Below are 5,846 nucleotides of genomic sequence, written 5' to 3'. Positions count from 1 at the left end.
ATTGATAAGTTTGAACATATTTCCAAGATGGCTACGGAAACAATGATGATGCTCAATCACAGTATTGAAGCCTATGTTGAGAAGGATATTGAAAAGGCAAGAGAAGTCATAGAACATGACGATGTTGTTGATGATCTGTTTGTGGAAGCCAAAAATGATGTTATTAAGCTTATACTTAATAATCCTGAGGAAGGAGAAGAAGCAACAGATATCCTTATGGTTGCAAAGTACTTTGAAAGAATTGGTGATCATGCGACCAACATTGCAGAATGGGTTATCTATTCTTTAAAAACATCAGAAGATTATGATGATGTATAAAGCTTTTGCCTTCTGATAATTAAGACTAGTCAGAAGGATTAAAGCTTTTTCATATTAGTTGTAATTATATTTTAATGCTGGTTAGAGATAATAATTATTGACAGAGAATATGGGCTGTAATTTTACATAGATTTTACATAAGAATATACCTACATTTTACTTTCGCTATTTATTCTGATAAATGGATAAGAATAATAAAAAGGAAAGAAAATGTATGGATATTTTTAGTGTACTAAATATGATAGGCGGTCTTGCTTTATTTCTTTATGGAATGAGTCTTATGGGAGACAGTCTTTCCAAGATGGCTGGTGGAAAGCTTGAAAAGGTTCTTGAAAAGCTTACTAAAAAGAGGATATTTGCAGTACTTCTTGGAGCTGGTGTAACTGCAGTGATTCAGTCATCATCTGCTACGACAGTTATGGTCGTTGGATTTGTAAATTCAGGGATAATGAAATTGTCACAGGCAGTTGGCATTATTATGGGTGCCAACATTGGTACGACGATCACATCCTGGATGTTATCGCTTACAGGAATTGAAGGTAGTAACATTTGGCTTAAACTTCTCAAGCCATCTTCCTTTTCACCTGTTCTTGCTGCTATAGGTATTATTCTTGTAATGACAGGAAAAAATGAATCAAAGAAAAAAGATATTGGCGGAATACTAATAGGCTTTGCAATTCTTATGTTTGGAATGGAGACTATGAGTAGTGCCGTTTCAGGGCTTGCTGATAATGCTGCATTTACAAATATGATGACAGCTTTTAGTAATCCTTTACTTGGAATGGCAGTAGGTGCAATTCTTACTGCGATCATTCAAAGTTCATCGGCATCAGTTGGTATACTTCAGGCACTTTGCGTAACAGGTGCAGTTCATTATTCCGTGGCGCTGCCTATTATAATGGGTCAGAATATTGGAACCTGCGTGACAAGTATTATTTCATCTATTGGTGCAAATAAGAATGCAAGACGTGCTGCAATGGTACATCTGTATTTCAATCTTATCGGAACCATTATATTTATGGTTGTATTCTATTCAATTAATCCATTTATTGATTTTGCATTTTTGAATGAATCTGCAAATGCTGCAGGAATTGCTGTTATACACAGTCTTTTTAATATAGGTGCGACACTTCTTTTATTCCCGTTTGCTGATAAGCTTGTAAAGCTTGCAGAAATTACCATTAGAGACGGAGCAGCTGAAGAAAAAGAAGAATATGCTGTTTCTATCGATGAAAGATTTCTTGAAAGCCCTGCATTTGCTATGGAGCTTTGCAGGGATAAGATAAGGGAAATGGCAGAGCTTGTGCAAAAGTCCATGGGACTCGCTCTTGAAGTATTGCAGGAGTATAATGAGGACAAATGCAAAGAAGTAATAAAGATTGAATCAATTGCTGATAAATATGAAGATGTACTTGGATCATATCTTGTAAAACTATCCGGTAAAAATCTTTCTACAACAGATAGCCAGAGCTTGTCTATAATCCTTCATAGTCTTAGCGATTTTGAAAGAATTTCTGATCATGCCATGGAGATTGTAAAGGCAGCAGAAAAGATCAATAAAAAGGATCTTTCTTTTACCAAAAGTGCTAAAAGAGAGATAAGCACATTGTGCAGGGCTGTTAATGATATATGCAGTTTGACCGTAAGTAGCTTCTGCCAGGGAAATGATGAAATGGCTACTCATGTAGAGCCTTTAGAGGAAGTAATTGACACTTTATCCAAGAAGATCAAAAAGAATCATATTAAAAGGCTTAGGAAAGGCAAGTGTTCTATAGAGCTTGGATTTATACTTGAAGATATATTGACAGGACTTGAGAGAGTTTCTGATCATTGCTCTAATATAGCAGTTGAGATGATCACAATATATGACAATGATTATAGTACTCATGAGTATTTTAAGAACTTTTCACAGGATGAGAGAGCATCTTTTGACAGTGAATACCATAATTTATTACAGATGTATCCTCTTAAAAAGTAAAGCATTGGGAGAATTAGATGGCACTTATTTATATAGTCGAAGATGATGATAGCATAAGGGAGATAGAAGAGTTTGCACTTATGAATGCAGGACATAAGGTTTTGGGATTTAACTGTGCAGGAGATTTTTATAAAAAGATAGATGAAGTTATTCCTGATCTGTGTCTTGTGGATGTGATGCTTCCTGATGAAAATGGAAATGAAATTGTAAAAAGGCTCAGAAGAAATTCCAATACCAAAAAGCTTCCTGTTATCATGGTAACAGCTAAGACAACAGATCTTGATCTGGTAAAAGGAATAGAAGATGGAGCAGATGATTATATTAAAAAGCCATTCTCTGTAATGGAGCTGATTTCAAGGGTTAAGGCTCTTCTTAGAAGGACTCTTGCAGAGAATGTCAAAGAACTGACGCTTGATAGCCTTGTTATAAATAATGATAAGCATGAGGTTTCAATAGATGGAAATCTTGTAGAACTTACATATAAGGAATACGAGCTTTTATCCCTATTTGTAAGAAATCAAGGTATTGTACTTAACAGGGACACTATCATGGATCAGGTTTGGGGAACTGATTATGAGGGTGAATCAAGAACTATTGATATGCATGTAAAAACCCTTCGTAAAAAGCTTGGAGACTATGGCTCCAGAATTAAAACTGTGAGAAACGTAGGATATGTGATCGAATGAAAAGTAAGATAAATGTAAGACTTGTAGGTATCGCAATTCTTGCGGTTATTTCTACAGTCATAGGGATTACAATTATATATTACAATCTGTTTCAGCAGCAGGTTAGAACTGAACTTTCTATTAGCGCAAAGCTTCTTAAGGATACTCATTATTTTGAGTCTGTTGATATTAATACAGATGAAATAGATCTTTCGACGGATATAGATGAACTTCGTGTGACCTGGATCGATTCAGATGGAACGGTTTTGTATGATAACGATGCATCAGCCAAGCTTCTTTCTAATCATAATGACAGACCGGAGATAATAGAAGCCTTTAAAAATGGTGAAGGAGAGACTGTCAGAAGGTCAGATACGATGAATGAGAATACATTCTATTATGCTGTTCTTCTTGATAATGGAACAGTACTAAGAGTAGCTACAAATGCTCAAAGTCTTCTGTCACTGTTTATGTCTGCAGCACCTATAATTGCTCTTATAATACTTCTTATAATTGCTATATGCATTGCTATTTCACATATGCTTACAAGACTTCTTTTGCTTCCTATAGAAACAATGGCTGCAAATCTGGAGAATGCAGATTACGAATCTCCTTATAAAGAGCTTGATCCTCTTGCAGAGATGCTTAGAAGTCAGCATACAGATATTCTGGCTGCTGCAAAAGCAAGACAGGATTTTACAGCAAATGTATCTCATGAGCTTAAGACTCCACTTACAGCAATTTCAGGGTATGCTGAACTTTTGGAAAGCGGTATGGTCACAGAAGAGCAACAAAATCACTTTTATCAGGAAATAAGAAAAAATGCAGACAGGCTGCTTGCACTTATAAATGACATAATAAGATTATCTGATCTGGATAGGAAAGGTCATGAACCTTCTTTTGAAGATGTTGATTTATATGAAGTTGTAAATGAGTGTATGGAAGAACTCAGTGAAAATGCAAGACAAAGAAGTATTAACATTTCGCTTGAAGGCAGTTCCTGTCAAGTATGCGGAAATCGTGACATGTTAAAGGAACTTGTTGAGAATCTTGCACAGAATGCTATCAGATACAATAATGCGGATGGTAAAGTTATGATTTCTGTGTTAAATAAAAATGGTAGTGTTATCCTTACAGTTAAGGATAATGGAATAGGAATTCCTGCTTCAGAGCAGCAGAGAGTATTTGAAAGATTTTACCGAGTAGATAAGAGCAGATCAAAAGCTACAGGTGGTACAGGCCTTGGTCTTGCAATTGTAAAGCATATTGTTGAGATTCATGATGCTAAGATTGAACTTGATAGTGCTCCCGGAGTAGGAACTACTATATCTGTCATATTCTGATGGTCATATAAATGATAATGTATGAGGAAGTAACTACTTAATAATCCTATAAATATAAAAGGCGATAAATCAGTCATCTATTAACTTTGAGCCTCTTTTAGCAAAAAGTGAACAGATGAATGGTTTATCGCCTTTTGAAGTTACTTTGATAACATTAAGAAATAAAGACATGAGTTTTAATCATGCATGTTCTTTAAAGTACCATAAAGAGTGTACCAATACCGATAAGTATACATCCGATAACAGACTTTATAGTGAACTGCTCATGGAGGAAGATGAATGCAAGTATAAGGGTTATTACTACGCTTAGTTTATCGATAGGAACTACCTTTGACGCTTCTCCTATCTGGAGAGCCTTGTAATAGCACAGCCATGATGCTCCTGTAGCAAGTCCTGAAAGAACGAGGAAGATCCAGCTTTTCTGCGTGATATCTCCTATCCCTTTTTGGGTATTGGTAATAAATACCATGGCCCATGACATAATAAGAACTACCGCTGTACGTATAGCTGTTGCAAGATTGGAGTTAACACCTTCTATACCGATCTTGGCAAGAATTGAAGTAAGAGCAGCGAAAACTGATGAAAGAATAGCAAATAGTAACCACATAATATACACCTCTTTTTTAGTGAAATATTTTATTTCAGGTTCTTTTTACATATTATTATCATACATCTTTAGTGGGTGATGACAATAGCCGAGGATCTATTGAAGAAGTGATAGGACACCCCTGATTTGTCTGGTTCGCCTGAGCGAGCATTGACTGGCCCGCTTGAGCAAGGTTGAGAATCAACCTGCTGATACAGATTCTTACCATATCTATCTCCCTCACCATAGGCACCACATCCTTATAGTTAATATATTTATCGACAATGAAAAATATATTGTTTACAATTTTAATTAGTTAAAGGAATTAAAAAAATTTGCCAAGATCGATTTAAAACATGTATGGATTACCTTGGATTAAAATATATAAAATGATCAAGATAACCCATCACCTTTAGGTGGTGGGAATATCTTGATTTCGGGTGCGGGGTTATAAACCCCGTACCCGTAGAACTGCGTCAGCAGTGATTTTATAACGAGTAAAAAGCTAAGCGTTTGCGAGTTTAACAGGAGCATAGCCTGTGCTGACTACTTTTTGACTACTTTTGATGCCCAAAAAGGAAGAAACAATTCAGTAGCGGATAAAATGGCAAATAAAGAAGCAAATAAAGTAGCGAATAAAGTAGCGAATAAAGTAGCAAATAAAGTAGCAAATAAAGTGGCAAATAAAGTAGCAAATAAAGTAGCGAAAAAGAGTAGCAAAAAAGCAATGAATAGAGTATAATTCATGATAGTGGGAAGTAGCTGAGATGATTTGAAAACAGTTGCAGTGCTAATAATAGTGTGTTTGGGAGTCGAGTGGCAGTGAATATAGGAGTAGAAACAGAAAAGATAGAGTTCAAGAAAACAACTGGTGAGCTCCGGGAAGGAATAACTTCATTGGCATCTATGCTCAATAAGAATGGCTATGGAGTACTATATTTTGGAGTTAAGGACAA

At 35.7% G+C, this 5,846-nt stretch carries 7 protein-coding genes; 6 read left to right on the top strand and 1 reads right to left on the bottom strand.

What is annotated here, in order from left to right; translation table 11 throughout:
* The 4 genes from K6G87_RS17295 to K6G87_RS17280 all read left to right on the top strand — a co-directional run.
* A partial coding sequence (locus K6G87_RS17295) for a phosphate signaling complex PhoU family protein (protein WP_296840050.1) occupies positions 1–318 on the top strand: 318 nt, incomplete at its 5' end.
* 214 nt (positions 319–532) lie between these two features.
* Positions 533–2,296, top strand: a complete 1,764-nt coding sequence (locus K6G87_RS17290; RefSeq protein WP_296840048.1) for a Na/Pi cotransporter family protein — start codon at positions 533–535, stop codon at positions 2,294–2,296.
* Positions 2,297–2,313: 17 nt separating this feature from the next.
* Positions 2,314–2,982, top strand: coding sequence for a winged helix-turn-helix domain-containing protein (locus K6G87_RS17285; RefSeq protein ID WP_296840046.1), 669 nt, complete (start codon positions 2,314–2,316; stop codon positions 2,980–2,982).
* Positions 2,979–4,304, top strand: a complete 1,326-nt coding sequence (locus K6G87_RS17280) for a sensor histidine kinase (RefSeq protein ID WP_296840044.1) — start codon at positions 2,979–2,981, stop codon at positions 4,302–4,304. Before K6G87_RS17285 ends, K6G87_RS17280 begins: the two co-directional genes overlap by 4 nt.
* 193 nt (positions 4,305–4,497) lie before the next feature.
* On the opposite strand, the gene K6G87_RS17275 is transcribed toward K6G87_RS17280, so the two are convergent.
* Positions 4,498–4,920: an EamA family transporter gene (locus tag K6G87_RS17275; RefSeq protein ID WP_296840041.1), complete on the bottom strand. Its 423-nt coding sequence runs from the start codon at positions 4,918–4,920 to the stop codon at positions 4,498–4,500.
* Between the two features lie 574 nt (positions 4,921–5,494).
* Here K6G87_RS17275 and K6G87_RS17270 point away from each other — a divergent pair.
* Together K6G87_RS17270 and K6G87_RS20105 are read left to right on the top strand one after the other, a co-directional pair.
* Positions 5,495–5,632 (top strand): hypothetical protein, encoded by a 138-nt coding sequence (locus tag K6G87_RS17270; protein WP_296840038.1) that lies wholly within the window; start codon positions 5,495–5,497, stop codon positions 5,630–5,632.
* Positions 5,633–5,691: 59 nt separating this feature from the next.
* Positions 5,692–5,846: RNA-binding domain-containing protein (locus K6G87_RS20105; protein ID WP_442863378.1), on the top strand; the 155-nt coding region annotated here is incomplete at its 3' end.

The sequence above is a fragment of the Butyrivibrio sp. genome (assembly GCF_024699075.1).
The sequence above is the reverse complement of the archived record's forward strand: the minus strand, read 5'-3'. Positions and strand labels throughout refer to the sequence as shown.